This window comes from Mesorhizobium sp. DxT, assembly GCF_058448885.1.
The window spans coordinates 156,702-173,840 of the sequence record NZ_JBZFLJ010000010.1; the positions used below are offsets into that span (position 1 = coordinate 156,702).

The window sequence follows — 17,139 nt, forward strand, 5'->3', positions numbered from 1 at the left end:
CCATCAGGTGGTGTTTCGGTGATTGCGTGCATATGGCCCCCCTCTGCACATCAAGCTGTTTCCCTGGTCGCGTTGCACCGGTTGATGATTTCCGCACCGATGCGTTCCAGCGGCAATTGCCGCTCGACCGCCCCTACCTCGAATGCAACCCTCGGCATGCCGTAGACCACCGATGTCTGTTCGTTCTGCCCGATTGTCGCCGCGCCCGCATTGCGCATGGACAAAAGCCCGTTCGCCCCGTCACGGCCCATGCCCGTAAGGATGACGCCAACAGCGCCCTTGCCGGCAACCCGGGCGACAGAATCGAATAGAACATCCACAGAGGGGCGGTGCCCGTTGACCGCAGGCTCAGGAACCAGCCTGCAACGAAGCTGCGTCGATCCGACGACCTGGAGATGGTTGTCGCCTCCTGGCGCCAGATAAATCTGGCCGACGCGGAGCTGTGCGCCTTCGCTTGCTTCCTCGACATGGGCGGCGCAGGTCCGGTTGAGACGCTCAGCGAAGCTTCTGGTGAAGGTGCCCGGCATATGCTGGGTAATAACGGTCGGCGGACAGTTGGCCGGAAAGGCCGACAAGACAGACAGCAGCGCTTCCACGCCACCGGTCGACGAACCGATTGCGACTATCCGACCGTCGGGTTTGAAATCGCCACCGGCAGCATGGCTGGGTGCGCGATCGGAACCCGGACGCACCCTTGCCCGCGCGGCTGCCTTCACTTTGGCCGCCAAACTGGCAAAGGCCTGCTCGGCGGGCACGCCGGCGGATGGCTTACCAACACAATCGATGGCGCCGATTTCCAGCGCCGCAAGGCTTACGTCGGCTCCGACCTGCGTCAGAGTAGAGACCATGACCACCGGCATTGGCCGCAGGCGCATGATCTTCTCCAGGAACGCCAGGCCGTTCATGTTCGGCATCTCGACGTCGAGCGTGATTACGTCCGGATTGAGCTGCTTGATCGCCTCTCGCGCTTCGAGCGGGTCGCCGGCCTGCCCGACCACGGAAATCTCCGGATCCCGACGGAGCACGGCGGAAATGAGGCTGCGCATCGTCGCACTGTCGTCGACGACGAGAACCCTCACCGAACTCATCGAGCACCGTCCTTGAGACGATATGTCGTGAGACCATCGGTTTCAAACTTGGCCATGTCGGTGACGCGCTCCGAATGGCCGACATAGAGCCGCCCGCCCGGGTTCAGAAGTGGCGCGAAGCGCGCCCAGATCCGCGCCTGTGTCGCCTCATCGAAATAGATGACCACGTTGCGGCAGAAGATTGCGTCGAACCTGCCCTTCATAGGCCAGTTGCCCATCAGGTTCAGCTCGCGGAACGAGACCAGACGCCGCATTTCCTCGCCGGCACCCCAGGCATCTCGTGCCCCGTCCTTGACCCTGACCATCCAGCGATCGCGCAGGGCCGAAGGCACCGGCTGCACGGCTTCGTCGGAATAGACGCCGGCGCGTCCCGTCGCGACCACGTTGGGATCGATGTCGGTCGCGAGAATGCGCACGTCGTATTGTGCCGCATCCGGCAGCATGTCGAGTAGTGTCAGCGCGATCGAATAGGGCTCCTGCCCGGTCGAGCAGCCCGCCGACCAGATGCGCACACGCCCCCGCGCCTTGGCACGGCTGACGAGTTCCGGCAGAACCCGGTTTTTCAGATGCTCGAAATGATGCGGCTCACGGAAATAGCGTGTCACGTTGGTCGTTAGCGCGGCCAGCATGTTCTGGCGCTCGCTGGTTCCTTCGGAGCCGCCGACGAACTTGCAATAGTCCCGGAAGCTCTCCAGCCCCAGCGCCCGCAACCGCTTCGCGAGCCTGGAATAGACCAGCGAGGCCTTGCTTTCGGTCAGCGCAATGCCGGCGTCGTCGTACAGCATCCGCGCGATGGAGAGGAAATCATCGTTGGTGAAGAGGAACTCGCCCTCGACCAACGCCTGCTGGCGTGCACCCGTTGCTGGCCTGATGGCGGTGGTCATGCTGCCTCGGCTTCCTTTTCGGGCAGAATGCGCTCCAGACCGATCTCGCCGATCATGCGCCCTTCGACGGCAAGGATGCCGCGGATGAAGGAGCGTACCGTTTCGCTCGCAACATTTGGCGTGGGCTGAAGCATGTCTTCCGTTACGCTGAGAATGTCGCAGACAGCATCGACCAACAGTCCAGTCTCCTGCTCGCCGACGCGCACAACGATGATGACGTGGCGAGCTTCCGGCGTTGTGAATCCGAAGCCGAGGCGGGCCGAGAGGTCGATGATCGGCAACACGGTCCCCCGCAGGTTGATGACGCCGCGCATGAACTTCTGCGCATGCGGCAGCGGCGTTGCCGGTGTCCAGCCGCGAATTTCGCGCACCGACATGATGTCGACGCAGAATTCCTGCGCTCCGACCCGGAATGCGATCAGTTCGCGGCGGCGGTCGGACGCCCTTCTATTCAGATGTTCGCTCATTTTTTGTCCTGAGACTCCGCCGATACACGAAGCAACAACAGAAACTTCACGTGCCGAGAATGTGCCGGACGGCGTTAATTTCACGTTTAGCGCAGCCAGCACGTTGGGTTGCCGAAAGATGAGACCGCCGCTGTTCCAGCGACGGTCTCACTGTCTGGTCAGAACTCTTCCCAACCGTCGTCCTGCGGCTGCGCCGCGAGCAGGGCGGCGGCCTGGCCGCCACCGGCGGAGACTGTCTTGACAGCAGGCCGCGCCGACTGAGGCTTTGGCGTCACGGCAGCAGCAGGGGCCGAGCTGTTTGCAGCCACGGCAACCTTGCGGGGTGCTGTCTGTGCTCCGGCCTGGTTGCCGAGGCGGAACTTCGACACGAGCCGTGCCAGTTCGTCGGCTTCCTGTGCCAGATGATGGCTGGCGGCTGTGGACTGTTCGACCATCGCCGCGTTCTGCTGGGTGACCTGGTCCATCTGGTTGACGGCCGTGTTCACTTCACCGAGCCCGGTCGACTGCTCGCGTGCCGAAGCAGCGATCTCCGTCACCAGACCGGTGATCTCTCCAACCTGTGCCACGATCTTCTCCAGCGCCGAGCCTGTCTGGCCGACGAGGTCGACCCCCTGATCCACCTGCTGGGTAGAGGTCGAGATCAAATCCTTGATCTCCTTGGCGGCCTCTGCCGAACGCTGGGCCAGCGCGCGCACTTCCGAAGCGACCACAGCGAAGCCCTTGCCGGCATCGCCCGCACGCGCCGCTTCCACGCCGGCATTGAGCGCCAGCAGGTTGGTCTGGAAGGCGATCTCGTCGATTACGCCGATGATCTGGCCGATCTGCTGCGAAGACTTCTCGATCTGCGCCATCGCCTCGACCGCCTCGCGCACCACCGCGCCGGACTTCTCGGCGCCGACACGCGCCTGATCGGTCACTTGCGAAGCTTGATGGGCGCCTTCGGCGGTCTTCTTGACCGTTGCGGTGATCTCGTCCAGCGCCGCCGCGGTCTCCTCCAGGCTTGCAGCCTGCTGTTCGGTGCGCCGCGACAGATCGTCCGCTGCCTGGCTGATTTCGCCGGTGCCGGAGCGCATTCCCTCGATCGCCCCGGTGATCGTCACCATCGTGTCCTGAAGCTGCTGCGCGGTGGCGTTGAAATCGTCCTTCAAACGCTGCGCTTCCGGGGAAAAGGTATCGGTGATGCGATAGGTCAGGTCGCCATTTGCAAGCGCCGAAAGACCGGTCGCCAGAGCCGAGATCGCGATGTGATCTTCCTCGGCTTTGCGGGCCTTTTCGCTTTCGTTCCGCGACCGCTCGGCTTCCGCCGTGCCGCGCGCGTGCTCCGTTTCGCCTTCGAGCCGGATCTTCTCGATCGCCGCGTCCTTGAACACGAGAACGGCGCGAGCCATCTCTCCCACCTCGTCCTTGCGCTCCACGGCAGGCACTTCCACCGAATGATTGCCCGAAGCCAGTTCGCCCATCACGCCTGTCAGGGCATTGACTGGCGCCGCAATCATGCGCGAAAGCAGCCAGCCAAGCGCGACGGCGATAAGAACCGACAAAGCCAGGCCGACAATGATGGCCATCTCGGTCTGGCTCATCGCACTTGAACTTATCGAAGCAACCTCGGCAAGCTCGAGCCGCTCCTCTTCGGAAAGCCCGGCAAGGATGTTTTCAACCGCTTCCATGTAGCCATCGGCGGGACCGCCTTGGCCAATCATCTCCACCGCTTTGAATCGGTTGATCGGATCGGCATAGTACTTCAAGCCAACGTCAACGATATTCGTCTGCCACGCCTGCATCGCAGCCTCTGCGGTCTGGATCGCTTCGAGCATCTCGGCTTCGTTGCCGTGACCGGCCTGCGATGCCTTCATCTTGTCGAGCGCTTCGTAAAAGCCCCTGCGGTGCTTATCGAGAAGGCCCAGGTAGAAATCCTCGCCGGATACCAGGAACCCACGATAGCTGTTTTCCTGACGGGCCAGCTTGAATTCGGCCTGCGTGATGAGGTCGATTGCGTTTCTCGCCCCCTGCTCTTCGGCCGTTGCTTCCCGAAGCGTCTCAAGATTGGCGTAAATTGTAGCGCTCATGCCAATAATGGTTGCGACAACCGCGAAGAAGCCGATCGCCAGCTTCCGTGAAATTTTCAGATTCTTGAACGACACGGTGACCCCCAAAATCTCGTGCAATCGCCCCGGCCCCGCGCCGGGCACAGCACCTGTCGCCCCAAGCAGAGGTGCTTTGGTAGTCATGTCCGTACAAGATTAATAAGCCGCTAATACAAGCGCGCTCTGTCGGCTAAAAGTTAAGGCAACGACCGCTACGCTTCGCCCGCGGCCGGCCCTGTCCATCAGGCCGGCATACCCTCTGCACCCTTCTGCAACCTGTCGAGATGCCGTCGAATGTGGCTCGCCTCGGCGGTCGTATTGGCGCATGAAATCGCCTTCTCGAACGCAGCCCTTGCTTCCCGCGACCGACCGAGCTCAAGCAGCAGCGCGCCCCGTACGCCGTGGAAATGGAAGTAACCCTCGAGTGCGCCAGACAGGGGCTCGATCAACTGAAGCGCGTCAGTCGCTCCGGCATGCTTGGAGACCGCAACGGCCCGGTTCAGTGTAACGACCGGCGACGGCTGCAGGGTTTCCAGCATCTGGTAGTACTGGTCGATCGCGCGCCAGTCGGTGTCAGCAGCCTGCCTGGCCTTGGCGTGCTCATAAGCGATCGCTGCCTGGAGCTGGTAGGTGCCGGGCCGGTTATGGCGCGCCGCCTTCTCGATCAGGGCGGCAGCTTCCGCCATCAGCGAGCCGCGCCACAGGCTACGGTCCTGCTCGTCGAGTAACACGATCTCGCCCTCCGCATCCAGACGCGCAGGCACACGGGCATGCTGGAAAAGCATCAGCGCCACCAGACCCATCAGCTCCGGCTCGCCGGGGTACATCCTCAGGAGCAGATAGCCGAGCCTTATCGCCTCGTCGCACAGCGGCTCGCGGATGTGGGCCTCGCCGCCGCTGGCGGAATAGCCTTCGTTGAAAAGCAGATAGACCATCGCCGTGACGGTCGCGATGCGCTCGACACGCTCGACCGCGGAAGGCGTCTCGAATTCGACCCCCGCGGCAGCCACCTTGCGCTTGGCGCGGGTGATCCGCTGCTCCATAGCGGCTTCGGAAACGAGGAAGGCTCTCGCGATTTCCGGCACGGTGAGGCCGGATACGATCCGCAGCGCCATGGCGATCTGCTGCGTGGCCGGCAGGTCCGGATGACAGCAGATGAACAGGAGCCGCAGCACGTCGTCGCGATAGTCGGCATTGTCGAGGCGTTCCGCGATCGACGGCTCGGTATCGTCAAGATCGGACAGCGTTTCTTCGTCAGGCAGCGCCTGCTGCCGGCTGCGCTTCCTGATGTCGTCCACACCGGCATTGCGTCCGACGAAGATCAGCCAGGCTGCGGGGTCGCGCGGAGGGCCCTTCTGAGGCCAGTTCTTCAGCGCGCGCAGGCACGCCTCCTGAAAGGCCTCTTCTGCCGTATCGAGGTCGCGGAAATAGCGCATCAGCGCGCCCACAACCTGCGGCCGTGCCGCCGAAAGGGCCTGATCTATCCAGGAAAGGTCGTTCACGTTGCCTCCGCAGGGGGTACATAGGCTGAGATGGGTCTCACCTCGACACCGCCGAATTCACGTTCGCGCGCCAGATGCTTCCCGGCCTCGATGGCATCCTCAAGCGAGGCGCAGTCGACGATCCAGAACCCCAGTAGCTGCTCCTTGGTCTCGGCAAAGGGACCGTCAATAACCAAAGGATCCTGCCCCGCCTTGACGAAGGTTGCGGCGGTGGTCGGCATCAGCCTCAACCGCGGACCGAATTTGCTCTTGGCGATGATCTTATCCTCGGCTGCGCGGACGCGGCTCATCATCGCCTCGTCGTCTTCCTTGGAAAGGCCGCAGACGGCTGCCTCGTTGTTGTAGCAGAGAAGGGCATAAAGCATGACGCTTCCTCATCGTTCGGTTCAAAGGACGCGCGACTATGCTACCGACCGACAGCCGGGTTCAATTTCTTTCAGAATAATCGTCGAGACTGGTGACCTATCCAGTCAACGCCGCATCGACCTCTGTGCGGATGCGATGAGCGGCCTCTTCCTTGACCGGACCATAGCCACGGATTTGCATCGGCCGTTCCATCGCCGAACACAGTGCATCATGGCTTTCCGGCGAAAGGCGTGACAGGCAGCGCTCCACCGCCCGCTCGTACCAGCTGATCAGTTCGCGTTCCATGCGGCGCTCGGCAGTGTAGCCGAACAGGTCGAAGGGCGTGCCCCTCAGCCGCTTCATCCGCGCCAGCGCGGCGAACGGCAGCCTGATCCAGGGGCCGAATCCCCGCTTCAGCGGGCGCCCGCGCGCATCCTTTTCGGATGCGAAGAATGGCGGTGCGAGGTGATGGACAACGCGGAAGTCGCCTTCGAACTGCTCCCTCAAGCCGTCGGCAAAGCCAGTCTGCGTGTGCAGGCGCGCCACCTCGTACTCGTCCTTGTAGGCCATCAGCTTGAACAGCGAGCGCGCCACGGCCGTGGTCAGTCGGTCGGATCCGAGCGATGCCTCCGCTTCGCGTACCCTGTCGACAACTTCCCGGTATCGCAGCGCATAGGCGGCATCCTGATACTGCATGAGGAAATCGGCGCGGCGGCCGATCATCTCGTCAAGCGTTTCGGGCTTCGGCTTTTCCGGGCGTAAAAGGGCGACCAGCCGTTCCGGGTTGGCGGCAGCAACCCGTCCAATGAGAAGCGCGCGATGGTTGGCCTCGATGGCGACGTCGTTCAGCTCGATGGCCTGTGCAAGCGCAGCAGCGCCGACGGGCACGAGCCCCTTCTGCCAGGCGAAGCCAAGCATCATGACGTTGGCGAAGACCGCGTCGCCCATAAGCGTCTCGGCAAGCTGGTTGGCATCGACTGCCGACAGGCGCTCGGCACCGATGACATTGGTGATCGCCGTGACGCGTCGGTCGACCGCGAGGTCGGCGTCGCGCCGGCGCACTATGTCGCCGGTCGGCATCTTGGCGAGATTGACCGCCGCCCGCATTTCAGGTCGATAGCTGGCCGAAGCCTTGGGCGACGACGAGACGACGATATCGCAACCGATAAGCGCATCCGCCGCGCCGCGGTCGATGCGCACCTGGTTGATCGCAGCGGGTTTCGACGCGATGCGAACGAATGAGAGCACCGGGCCGAATTTCTGCGCGAACCCGGTAAAGTCGAGCACCGAAGAACCCTTCGCCTCCAGATGTGCCGCCATGGTGACAAGCGCGCCGATGGTCACGACCCCGGTTCCGCCGACACCGGTGATCAGCAGGTCATAGGGCTTGTCCAGGCCCGGAAGTTCCGGCTGTTCGAGATCGCTTGCCAATGCCGCGAGATCGAGCTCCCGCCCGGTCCGCTTCCGCCGAATCGCCCCTTCCAGCGTCACGAAGCTTGGGCAGAAGCCGTTCACGCACGAGAAGTCCTTGTTGCAGGACGACTGGTTGATGCGTCGCTTGGTCCCGAACTCCGTTTCGACCGGTTCGACGGACAGGCAGTTGGATTCCACAGAGCAATCGCCGCAACCTTCGCAGACGAGCTCGTTGATGACGACCACCTTGCCGGGGTCGGCCATCGTCCCGCGCTTGCGCCGCCGACGCTTTTCCGTAGCACAGGTCTGCTCGTAGATGAGCACTGAAACGCCTTCGACGTCGCGCAATTCGCGCTGCACCGCGTCGAGCTCACGACGATGATGGACCGTCACGCCATGCGGAAAGTCGCCCGAGTGAAACTTATTCGGCTCGTCGCTGACCAGCGCGATGCGCTCCACCCCTTCGGCACGCACCTCCTGCGCGATCGCCTGCACGCTGACCGGGCCGTCGACCGGCTGGCCACCGGTCATTGCGACGGCATCATTGTACAGGATCTTGTAGGTGATGTTGGCCTTTGCCGCGATGGCCTGGCGGATCGCCATCGAACCGGAGTGGTAGTAGGTCCCCTCTCCCAGGTTCTGGAAGATGTGACCTTTACCGGTAAACAGCGAGGAAGCGGCCCAGTTGACGCCCTCGCCACCCATCTGGATTAGCGAACTCGTCTCGCGATCCATCCAGCTCGCCATGAAATGGCACCCGATCCCGGCCAGCGCCTTTGAACCCTCGGGGACCTTGGTTGAGGTGTTGTGTGGACAGCCGGAACAGAAATAGGGCGTGCGCGTCGCCCCTTCGACGCTGATGGAAATCGCTGGCTCACCGGTGATGCGCGCCGCGCGTTCGGCAAAGCCCTGACCCGCAAAGGTCCCGTCCAGCCGCTTTGCCACCAGAGGCACGAGCTGGCGCGGCGACAGTTCGCCGGTCCAGGGGATCAGCCTTTCGCCGTTCTCGTCGCGCTTGCCGACCATCCGCTTCGGCTTGTCGCCCGGCCAGTCGTAGAAATATTCCTTGAACTGGCTTTCGATGATGCCGCGCTTTTCCTCAACGACCAGCACCTCCTCCTTGCCGCGCACGAAGTCGAGCGCGTCGCGCCGCGCCAACGGCCACACCATACCGACCTTGTAGATGTCGATGCCGAGTTCGCGGCATTCGCGCTCGCCGATACCAAGCAGCCGCAGCGCCTCCATCAGGTCGAGATGCCCCTTGCCGGTGGTGACGATGCCGAACCGCGCGTGCTTCACGTCGTAGATGTGACGGTCGATCGGGTTGGCCTCGGCGAAGGCGAAGACTGCCTGCTTCTTGGCCTCCATGCGCTCCTCGATCTGAGGTCCAGGCAGATCCGGCCAGCGATAATGGAGCCCGCCGGGCGGCGGAATGAAATCGGGCGTATTGAACAATCGGTCGGGTTTCAGCTCGAATGACGCGGCCGATTCCACCGTTTCAGATACGGCCTTGAAGCCCACCCACATGCCGGAAAAGCGCGACAGCGCGTAGCCGTATTCGCCGAACTCCAGATATTCGGCAACGCTTGCCGGGTTCAGCGTCGGCATGAACCACGCCATGAAAGCGACGTCGGATTGATGCGGCATGGACGACGAGACGCAGCCATGGTCGTCACCGGCAACCACGAGCACCCCGCCATTCGGCGACGAGCCATAGGCGTTGCCGTGCTTGAGCGCATCGCCCGCCCGGTCGACGCCCGGTCCCTTGCCGTACCACATGGCGAACACGCCATCGACCTGCCGGTCCGGGTTGGTCTCGACCTGCTGCGAGCCCAGAACGGCGGTCGCTGCAAGGTCCTCGTTGACTGCGGGCAGGAACTCGATGCCGGCATCGGCAACAAGGCGCTTGTTGCGCCATATTTCCAGATCGAGCCCGCCCAGCGGCGAGCCGCGATAACCGGAAACGAAACCGCCCGTCTTGCGGCCCTGCGCACGGTCGCGTCGCGCCTGTTCCAGCGCGATCCGCACAAGCGCCTGCGTTCCGGTCATGAAGACGCTGCCGTCGGTCTGCGTATAGCGATCTTCCAGGCGATAGCGTGTGAGATCACGAAGCGGCGCGTGTGCGGTCATGGGTGCCTCCCTGAGGTGCCTTTGCCCATCCTAACGCGCATCAAGCGGTAGAACTTGCCAGATTTCCGCAAATCGGGCACAAAATCGGCAAGAATGACCAAATGGACATAAAAATCGAAAGAAACTGCCGCGAAAAGGAAATGATATGGAGGAACTGACGGAACAGGATCGCCGTCTCCTGCGCATTCTCCAGGACAATGCGCGTATCTCCAACCAGGACCTGGCGGAGCAGGCCGGCATGTCGCCTTCGGCGTGCTGGCGGCGTGTGAGGGCCTTGGAAGAGGCTGGCGTGATAAGGCGCTATGCGGCGATCCTCGACGCCGCGCGCGCCGGCCAGAAATTCCACGCGATTGCCCATGTGTCGCTGACCCGGCACGACCACAGCCACGTCGACACTTTCATCGCCGAAGTGCGCAGGCGTCCGGAAGTGCTCGACTGCTTTGCCACCACCGGCGAGGCCGACTATCACCTGCGTGTGGCCTGCGAGAACCTCGACGCCTATAACCGGTTCCTAGAAGGCTTCCTGTTTCGCCTGCCGGGCATCGCCAATGTCCGCACCAATCTGGTTCTCAAGGACATCAAGCAGGAAACGGCGCTGCCGTTGTAGCCCGCCAGCGCGGGATAAGACATTTTTCACCACGCGGCGAGCTTTCGCACGACCTATACACTTCGGCAGTCACCCGCATGGTAGAAACGCGGAAATCCGCAGGGTGTGCGAAGTTGATCGATAGGGATTCGCTCTTCATTGCGGCAGGCCTGTGCGCTGCGGCGCTGGCTCTGCCGATGCTTAGTGCCTGGATTCACAATCGCTCCGACCGCTTCCTGATAGGCTGGGCGGCCGGCATGCTCCTGCTCGCGACCGGTGTGATCCTCTATTCCGTGCTGCCGCCTGACAACATGGCGATTGCTGCCACGGCGTTCACGATGGAAATCGTCGGCTTCGTGATCGTGTTCGTTGCCGCCCGGCAGTTCGCCGGCAGGGAAACCTCCCTCTTGCAGGTGATGCTGCTGTTGCTGACGGCAGTCTCTGTCGGAGTCCCGATCGCGCTCGGCTTCGACGGGTTCGGCATCATGATCTACAACTTTCTCGCAGGCGGGTTTCTCGCCGCGAGCGCAGGCCAGTATTGGACGTCCCGCTCCGAAGCGCCTTCATCGATGGCGCTCCTTTGCCTGCTCTACGTTCTGGCGGCCCTCTCTTTCTTTGCCTGTGGCGCCGTGCTTCTGCATGAGGCCGAATGGATCATGGGGCGCAGGCCGGACAACTGGGCCGAACAGCTCAACGCCATCATGTGCATAATCGGCATAACCGGGGGCGGCGCCCTTTCCCTCGGCCTCAACCATGCACGCGCGGCGCGACGGCACAGGCAGGAGGCCCGCACCGACATTCTCACCGGCCTGCTCAACCGCCGTGCCCTTTTTGACAGCATGGCGGCACGGGACCTTGAACCCGGACATGCCGTGGTGGCTTTCGATCTCGATGGCTTCAAGGCGATCAACGACCGCCACGGTCATGCGATTGGCGACGAAGTCCTGCGACGTTTCGCCGACGCCATGCGCATGAACCTGCGAGATGGCGACCTGGCCGCCCGGATCGGCGGCGAGGAGTTCGTTCTCGTCTTGAGGGATTCGTCTTTTCTGCTTGCCACCAGCACGGCGGAGCGCGTTCGCGCGATCTTCGCGCAAAGCAGGGTCGAAACAGCGAACGGATTGATCTCCGGCACCGCCAGCGCCGGTGTCGCTCTTGTCCAGATAGAAAGCGAAAGCTTCGACGACGTGCTTCAGCGCGCGGACACGTCGCTGTATAGCGCCAAGGGCAGTGGCCGCGACAAGGTGGTAGCCGAGCTTCAGGCGGTCGCCTGAGACCCGGAAGGGGTTAGCCGACGAAGGCGCGTTCCACCACGAATTCCGCAGGCTTGTTGTTGGCCCCCTCGGTGAGCCCGAACGTTTCCACGAGCGCCTTGACGTCGCGGATCATGTCCATCGAACCGCAGATCATCACGCGATCGACAGCCGGATCGAAAGGCTGCACTTCGAGATCGGTGAAGAGCTGTCCGCTTTCGATCAATGTCGTGATACGACCCATCTTGGGGTGGTTCTCACGCGTCGTCGTGGCGTAGTGCGTGAAGCGGCCGGCCGCCAGTTCCCCGATCAGCGGATCTTCGATGAGCCCGCGTGCGAGGTCGTTGCCGTAGACGAGTTCGGCCACGTCGCGGCAGGTATGGGTCAGGATGACCTGGTCGAACTTCTCGTAGGTCTCGGGATCACGCATCAGGCTGGCGAACGGCGCAATGCCGGTGCCCGTCGAGATCATCCACAGCCGCTTGGCGGGCGTCAGCGCGTCGAGCACAAGCGTGCCCGTCGACTTCTGTCGCATCAGCACCGTGTCGCCAGGCTGGATCTTCTGCAGGTGCTGGGTGAGCGGGCCGTCCGGAACCTTGATCGAGAAGAACTCGATTTCCTCGTCCCAGGCCGGGCTGGCGATGGAATAGGCCCGGAACACCGGCTTTTCGGCGTTGGGCAGGCCGATCATGACGAATTCGCCGGAGCGGAAACGGAAGGCCTGCGGCCGCGTGATGCGGAACGAGAACAGCCTGTCGGTATAATGGCGAACCGAAACCACGCGCTCGGCATAGACACCGGCGGGGATGGGAAACTCGATCGGGCGTGCTGAACCGACTTCCTGGCGCGCGGCTGTGTTCATTCCTTTGATCCTGCTGCTTGATATGGGGCCGGAGAAAAGCGATCACGGCGGTTGCAAGGTCTGTGCTTGCCAGTCAAGTTTATTAGTATACAAATGATTATTACGTCAAGGCAGCACAGTAGGGCAGCTTTCCAAATTGCGCGTCTTAAGCAGATTCTCTATCCCGGAATTGCGCCATGATTGAGAAAGATGCCGCAAAAGGTACGGTCGCCGGGATCGATGTCGGCGGAACCTTCACCGATCTTCTCCTGATCGACGGTGCCGAAGATGGCCGTGTGCGCATCGCCAAGGTGCCCACCACCGTCGACAACCAGGCGTTCGGCGTGGTCGCGGCGCTCGAGGCCACCGGCAAGGCCGTTTCCGACATCGACCTCATCGTCCATGGGACGACCACGACGACCAATGCGGTGCTGGAGCGACGCCTTGCCAGGACCGGCATGATCACCACGGCCGGCTTCCGCGACGTGATCGAGCTCGGCAGGCGTACCCGCCCGCAGCCCTACGGCATGACGGGTGTGTTCGTGCCTGTCATCCCGCGCGACTTGCGGCTGGAGGCTCCGGAGCGCATGGAGGCGTCCGGCAACGTGCTCATTCCGCTGGATGAGCAGGCCGTGCGCAAAGCAGTCCAACACCTGCTGGACGCTGGCTGCGAGTCGCTGGTGATCCATTTCCTCCACGCCTACGCCAATCCGGCGCATGAGCTGCGCGCAGCCGAGATCGCCCGCTCGGTGTGGCCCAACGAGCATGTCACGACGGGTCATTCGCTGTTGTCGGAGGCCCGCGAGTTCGAGCGCGGAGTAACCGCCGCCGTCAACGCCTCGGTCCAGCCGATCCTGAAACGCTACATCGGCAGGCTTGCCGATGAACTGAACGCGCGGGGCTACGCGCGCGACTTCCTCGTCATGAACGGCAATGGCGGCATGATCTCGGCGCGTTTCGTCACCGAAGAGGCGGCCAAGACCGTCATGTCGGGGCCGGCCTCCGGCGTCATGGCCGCCGCCTATACGGCGCGCCGCGCCGGTTTCCCGCACGTTGTCACCTACGACATGGGCGGCACCTCGACGGATGTCGCGCTGATCCGCAACGCCCGCCCGGCTGTCTCCAATGAGATCGAGATCGAATATGCGATGCCGATCCATGTCCCGATGGTTGACGTGCATACGGTCGGCGCAGGCGGCGGTTCGATCGCACGCATCGATGACGCAGGCCTGATCCGCGTCGGGCCGGAGAGCGCAGGCGCCACCCCCGGTCCGATCTGCTATGGCCGTGGCGGCACGGAACCGACCGTGTCGGACGCCAATCTGGTGCTTGGGCGGCTGAACCCGAACCGGCTGCTGGCGGTCGGCAATCCGGTTTCGGTCGAAGCGGTCACCGACATCTTCGCCGAAAGGATCGGTCGCAAGGCGGGCCTCGACGGCGTCGGCGCCGCGGGCGCGGTGCTCAAGCTCGGCAACCTCAAGATGGCAGGCGCGATCCGCATGGTCTCGGTCGCCAAGGGGCACGACCCGCGCGACTTCGCGCTCTTTGCTTTCGGTGGAGCCGGACCGCTGCACGCCGCAGCCCTCGCACGCGAACTCTCGATCCCGAAGGTGATCGTACCGGCGCGCCCGGGTATCACCAATGCGCTCGGCTGTGTGGTGGCGGACATGCGGCACGATTTCGTGCGCACGGTGAACGTTCCCGTCGCCGAGATCGACGAAGCCGAGCTCGCCGCCATTCTCGCCGCACAGGCCGACGAAGGCCGCGCACTGATCGCCAAGGAGGCGGTGAAGCCGGAGACGCTGCGCTTCGTGCACTCCGCAGACATGCAGTTCGTCGGGCAGACACATCTCATCAACGTCGCGCTCCCGGGCGCGGCAGTGTCGGCCGCCGAGTTGCAATCGCTGTTCGAGGCCGCCTATTTCGCCCGTTTCAAGGTGTCGTTGCCGGAAATCCGCGCCAACCTCGTCAACCTCAACACCTCGGTCATCGGCGAACGCCGCCAGATCGACCTGTCGCTGCTGATCGATCCGGCCGGTCGAATGGAAACGCTGGCCGAGGCACAGACGGGAACGCGCCCCGTCTGGTTTGACGGGAGCTGGATCGAAACGGCGGTCTATGCCCGAGAAAAGCTGCCGCTCGATGCCACGATCACAGGACCTGCGATCCTCGAGCAGCTCGATGCCACGACGGTCGTGGAACCCGGCGACCGTGTCACCCAGGACGCCGACGGCAACCTGATCATCGAGGTGGGGATATGACCCTCGACGCGATCACGCTTTCGGTCATCGAAGCCGCCTTGCAGCAGGCGTGCGACGAGATGGACCTCGCCTTTTCCCGCTCCGCCTTCTCGCCGATCATCGCCGAGGCGAACGACCGGTCCGACGGCATCTATGCGGCAGATGATGGATCGCTGATCGCACAAGGTGTCGGCGGCCTGCCGGTGTTCGTCGGTGTCATGCAGTATTCCACCCGGACCCTAATCGAGATGATCCGCGACGGCCGCTGCCTGCCGCCCGAGGAAGGCGACATCTACATCGTCAACGACCCATATCTCGGCGGCACCCACCTGATGGACGTGCGTTTCGCCATGCCGGTATGGCGAAACGGCGCGATCTTCTGCTGGCTGTCCAACACGGGCCACTGGCCCGACATCGGCGGTGCGGTGCCGGGCGGGTTTTCGGCTTCCGCAACGGCGGTCGAGCAGGAGGGCCTGCGCCTGCCCCCGGTCAAGCTATTCAAGAAAGGCGCGCTCGACCCCGAAATCTACGCGATCATTACGTCCAACATCCGGATTGCCGAACAGCGCATCGGCGACATCAAGGCCCAGGCCGCCGCTCTCCAGGTCGGCCAGTCGCGGCTGTTCGAAATCCTCGACCGTTACGGTGACGAAACAGTCACCCAGGCCATCGCCGAGCTGCGCCGCCGCGCTGCCGTGCAGATGCGCGCCAAGATCGCGGCCATCGAAGACGGCGTCTATCATGGTGTCGCCTTCGTCGATTCCGACGGCGTGGTGGATGAACCGCTGGAGATCAGGCTGGCGGTCGAGAAGCAGGGCGACACGCTCACCTTCGACTTCGCCGGCTCCAGCCCGCCCTGCATCGGGCCGATGAACTCGGTGCTGGCGACGACGCATTCCTCCGTCTACCTCGCCATGCGCCACATCTTTCCCGATGTTCCGATCAGCGCCGGCGCGTTCGAGCCGCTGGTGATCCGCCGGCCCGAAGGTACATTCCTCGATGCGCGGTACCCGCGCCCTGTGTCAGGCTGTGCAGCGGAAGTGTCGCAGCGCATAGCGGAAGCGGTGTTTTCCGCGATGGTGAAGGCACTACCGGAAAAGGTGACGGCAGCACCCGCAGGCTCGAGCGGCAATTTTGGACTTGGCGGGTTCGACCCAGTGCGCGGCCGCCCCTTCGTGCTCTACCAGCTCTCGGGCGGCGGTTATGGCGGCAATGCCGACCATGACGGCCTCTCCAACGGCTGCTCGACCATCGGCATCTCAAAGTCGCCGCCAGTCGAGATCATGGAGCAGTCCTATCCCATCCTCTACAACCACTATCGGCTCCGGGAAGGCTCGGGCGGCGCCGGCAGGCATCGCGGCGGCATGGGCCTCGACTACGAGATCGAGCTCTTGCGCGGCGAGGCACGGGCGTCCTTCGTCATGGATCACGGCCGCTATGGCCCTCAGGGTGCACTGGGCGGTCAGGACGGCGCGGTCAACACCGTCACCGTCTATCGCGACGGACAGGCCCACGTTCCGAAGCACCTGTCCAAGGAGCAGGACATTCCGATGAAGGCGGGCGATCGCGTCCGCGTCGGCACGCCTGGCGGCGGCGGCTACGGCCTTCCGTCGGAGCGCGATCCCGAGACGGTGCGCCGCGACGTGCGGCTGGGCTACTATACCGCCGAACAGGCCGAGCAACTCTTCGGCGTTGCGGCGGGCGACAATGAGGTCGGCAAGTAGCGGTCCTGTCGCCAGCGCGACTACTTTTCAGCGCTATCCGGCCCTGCCAGCGCCAGAATGTCACCGAACACCTCCTCCCACGCCTCTTCGTCGAGGTCGATGAGGTTGAAGGATTTCATGAAAAACACCCCTTCGCTGGCCAGAAAGGCAAGCCGCGCCCTACGGGCATGCTCGCTCGACGGGTCGAGCCCTTGCAGCCTGCTATTGTACCATTCGCGGCTCTCGGCGACCTGATCCGGCTGCTGCAGCAGCGCTGTCATCATCACCGCCGAGCGTGAAGCTTCGTCCTTGTCGGTGCGCCGCGACGCTTCGATATGCCCGAGGATCACCGTTTCCGGCGCCGGGTTCTCGCCGGCAAAGGCCATCACTTCCTCCTCAAAGGTGTCACCCCACCGCCGGATCATCGCGCGGATGAGGTTCTCCTTGGAGCCGAAGGCGTATTGCACCCCGCCCTTGGTGATGCCGGCCTCTTTGGCGACGGCATCGATGGTCAGCCCGGAAGCGCCGTCGCGCGTCACCACGGCCTCCGCCGCATCGAGCACCTTGTCGCGATCGATCGTTCTCGGTCGGCCTGCCATCCTT

General features: G+C 63.4%; 13 protein-coding genes. 4 read left to right on the forward strand and 9 right to left on the reverse strand.

Annotated elements, in window-relative coordinates:
• Window positions 1-50 precede the first annotated feature (50 nt).
• From ACVJNE_RS18770 to ACVJNE_RS18800, 7 genes are all read right to left on the reverse strand, one after another.
• Window positions 51-1,088 carry a protein-glutamate methylesterase/protein-glutamine glutaminase gene (locus ACVJNE_RS18770; RefSeq protein WP_379014660.1) on the reverse strand — a complete coding sequence of 346 codons (1,038 nt, stop codon included), beginning with the start codon at window positions 1,086-1,088 and terminating at the stop codon, window positions 51-53.
• A complete protein-coding gene (locus ACVJNE_RS18775) occupies window positions 1,085-1,972 on the reverse strand; it encodes a CheR family methyltransferase (RefSeq protein ID WP_499568033.1) in 888 nt (295 codons plus the stop codon). Before ACVJNE_RS18775 ends, ACVJNE_RS18770 begins: the two co-directional genes overlap by 4 nt.
• On the reverse strand, window positions 1,969-2,439 hold the full coding sequence (locus ACVJNE_RS18780) for a chemotaxis protein CheW (RefSeq protein WP_173194707.1): 471 nt from the start codon (window positions 2,437-2,439) through the stop codon (window positions 1,969-1,971). The genes ACVJNE_RS18775 and ACVJNE_RS18780 overlap by 4 nt, the downstream gene beginning before the upstream one ends.
• 158 nt (window positions 2,440-2,597) lie before the next feature.
• Window positions 2,598-4,580 (reverse strand): methyl-accepting chemotaxis protein, encoded by a 1,983-nt coding sequence (locus ACVJNE_RS18785; RefSeq protein ID WP_499568036.1) that lies wholly within the window; start codon window positions 4,578-4,580, stop codon window positions 2,598-2,600.
• 185 nt (window positions 4,581-4,765) lie between these two features.
• Window positions 4,766-6,025, reverse strand: a complete 1,260-nt coding sequence (locus ACVJNE_RS18790) for an RNA polymerase sigma factor (RefSeq protein WP_499568038.1) — start codon at window positions 6,023-6,025, stop codon at window positions 4,766-4,768.
• Window positions 6,022-6,390, reverse strand: coding sequence for a YciI family protein (locus tag ACVJNE_RS18795; protein ID WP_499568040.1), 369 nt, complete (start codon window positions 6,388-6,390; stop codon window positions 6,022-6,024). Before ACVJNE_RS18795 ends, ACVJNE_RS18790 begins: the two co-directional genes overlap by 4 nt.
• 97 nt (window positions 6,391-6,487) lie before the next feature.
• Window positions 6,488-9,913: an indolepyruvate ferredoxin oxidoreductase family protein gene (locus tag ACVJNE_RS18800; protein WP_499568042.1), complete on the reverse strand. Its 3,426-nt coding sequence runs from the start codon at window positions 9,911-9,913 to the stop codon at window positions 6,488-6,490.
• A 145-nt stretch (window positions 9,914-10,058) separates the two neighbouring features.
• On the opposite strand from ACVJNE_RS18800, the gene ACVJNE_RS18805 reads away from it, so the two are divergent.
• Both ACVJNE_RS18805 and ACVJNE_RS18810 read left to right on the forward strand, forming a co-directional pair.
• Window positions 10,059-10,520 carry an Lrp/AsnC family transcriptional regulator gene (locus ACVJNE_RS18805; RefSeq protein ID WP_444726040.1) on the forward strand — a complete coding sequence of 154 codons (462 nt, stop codon included), beginning with the start codon at window positions 10,059-10,061 and terminating at the stop codon, window positions 10,518-10,520.
• A gap of 113 nt (window positions 10,521-10,633) precedes the next feature.
• Window positions 10,634-11,773, forward strand: a complete 1,140-nt coding sequence (locus tag ACVJNE_RS18810; protein ID WP_499568044.1) for a GGDEF domain-containing protein — start codon at window positions 10,634-10,636, stop codon at window positions 11,771-11,773.
• A 13-nt stretch (window positions 11,774-11,786) separates the two neighbouring features.
• On the opposite strand, the gene ACVJNE_RS18815 is transcribed toward ACVJNE_RS18810, so the two are convergent.
• A complete protein-coding gene (locus ACVJNE_RS18815; RefSeq protein WP_499568046.1) occupies window positions 11,787-12,614 on the reverse strand; it encodes a ferredoxin--NADP reductase in 828 nt (275 codons plus the stop codon).
• A 176-nt stretch (window positions 12,615-12,790) separates the two neighbouring features.
• Here ACVJNE_RS18815 and ACVJNE_RS18820 point away from each other — a divergent pair, with 176 nt between their 5' ends.
• The gene (locus ACVJNE_RS18820; protein ID WP_499568048.1) at window positions 12,791-14,854 is read left to right on the forward strand and encodes a hydantoinase/oxoprolinase family protein; all 2,064 of its coding nucleotides are present in this window, start codon (window positions 12,791-12,793) and stop codon (window positions 14,852-14,854) included.
• Window positions 14,851-16,557 carry a hydantoinase B/oxoprolinase family protein gene (locus tag ACVJNE_RS18825; RefSeq protein ID WP_499568050.1) on the forward strand — a complete coding sequence of 569 codons (1,707 nt, stop codon included), beginning with the start codon at window positions 14,851-14,853 and terminating at the stop codon, window positions 16,555-16,557. Before ACVJNE_RS18820 ends, ACVJNE_RS18825 begins: the two co-directional genes overlap by 4 nt.
• Window positions 16,558-16,577: 20 nt before the next feature.
• On the opposite strand, the gene ACVJNE_RS18830 is transcribed toward ACVJNE_RS18825, so the two are convergent.
• On the reverse strand, window positions 16,578-17,135 hold the full coding sequence (locus tag ACVJNE_RS18830) for a TetR/AcrR family transcriptional regulator (RefSeq protein ID WP_499568052.1): 558 nt from the start codon (window positions 17,133-17,135) through the stop codon (window positions 16,578-16,580).
• Window positions 17,136-17,139: the final 4 nt, after the last annotated feature.

What these genes read in the sequence shown, in the direction of transcription:
- ACVJNE_RS18795 (WP_499568040.1), bottom strand. Translation starts at nt 6,390, where the DNA reads ATGCTTTATGCCCTTCTCTGCTACAACAACGAGGCAGCCGTCTGCGGC.
- ACVJNE_RS18805 (WP_444726040.1), top strand. Translation starts at nt 10,059, where the DNA reads ATGGAGGAACTGACGGAACAGGATCGCCGTCTCCTGCGCATTCTCCAG.
- ACVJNE_RS18800 (WP_499568042.1), bottom strand. Translation starts at nt 9,913, where the DNA reads ATGACCGCACACGCGCCGCTTCGTGATCTCACACGCTATCGCCTGGAA.
- ACVJNE_RS18775 (WP_499568033.1), bottom strand. Translation starts at nt 1,972, where the DNA reads ATGACCACCGCCATCAGGCCAGCAACGGGTGCACGCCAGCAGGCGTTG.
- ACVJNE_RS18815 (WP_499568046.1), bottom strand. Translation starts at nt 12,614, where the DNA reads ATGAACACAGCCGCGCGCCAGGAAGTCGGTTCAGCACGCCCGATCGAG.
- ACVJNE_RS18820 (WP_499568048.1), top strand. Translation starts at nt 12,791, where the DNA reads ATGATTGAGAAAGATGCCGCAAAAGGTACGGTCGCCGGGATCGATGTC.
- ACVJNE_RS18830 (WP_499568052.1), bottom strand. Translation starts at nt 17,135, where the DNA reads ATGGCAGGCCGACCGAGAACGATCGATCGCGACAAGGTGCTCGATGCG.
- ACVJNE_RS18780 (WP_173194707.1), bottom strand. Translation starts at nt 2,439, where the DNA reads ATGAGCGAACATCTGAATAGAAGGGCGTCCGACCGCCGCCGCGAACTG.
- ACVJNE_RS18825 (WP_499568050.1), top strand. Translation starts at nt 14,851, where the DNA reads ATGACCCTCGACGCGATCACGCTTTCGGTCATCGAAGCCGCCTTGCAG.
- ACVJNE_RS18770 (WP_379014660.1), bottom strand. Translation starts at nt 1,088, where the DNA reads ATGAGTTCGGTGAGGGTTCTCGTCGTCGACGACAGTGCGACGATGCGC.